Source organism: Bradyrhizobium uaiense (assembly GCF_010811875.1).
In the GTDB taxonomy this organism is placed as follows: Bacteria; Pseudomonadota; Alphaproteobacteria; order Rhizobiales; family Xanthobacteraceae; genus Bradyrhizobium; species Bradyrhizobium uaiense.
The window spans coordinates 1-228 of the sequence record NZ_VKHP01001185.1 but is presented as its reverse complement, the minus strand read 5'-3'; the positions used below and the strand labels follow the sequence as shown (position 1 = coordinate 228).

1 pseudogene is annotated in these 228 nt (G+C 59.2%); it reads right to left on the bottom strand.

Going from position 1 to position 228, the window contains the following annotated elements:
• A pseudogene (locus tag FNJ47_RS50900) lies at positions 1–228 on the bottom strand (GntP family permease); the annotation flags it as partial.

Genomic DNA, 228 nt, shown 5'->3' with positions numbered 1-228 from the left:
GCCCGAATGCGAGCATGATCGCAGCAGCGATGATTCCCAATCCGGGCGCCGCAAACGGCGTGGTTCCGAAGAACGGCATCGGAATCGTATTTTGAATCGCGGGCGTTCCGGGCATTGCCGACATCGTAAATGTGGAGGTGCCGAGAGCGATAGTTGCCGGCATCAGCCGATGCGGGATGTTGGCGACGCGAAACATTTCCCGCGCCATCGGCGCCAAAACGAAAAAGG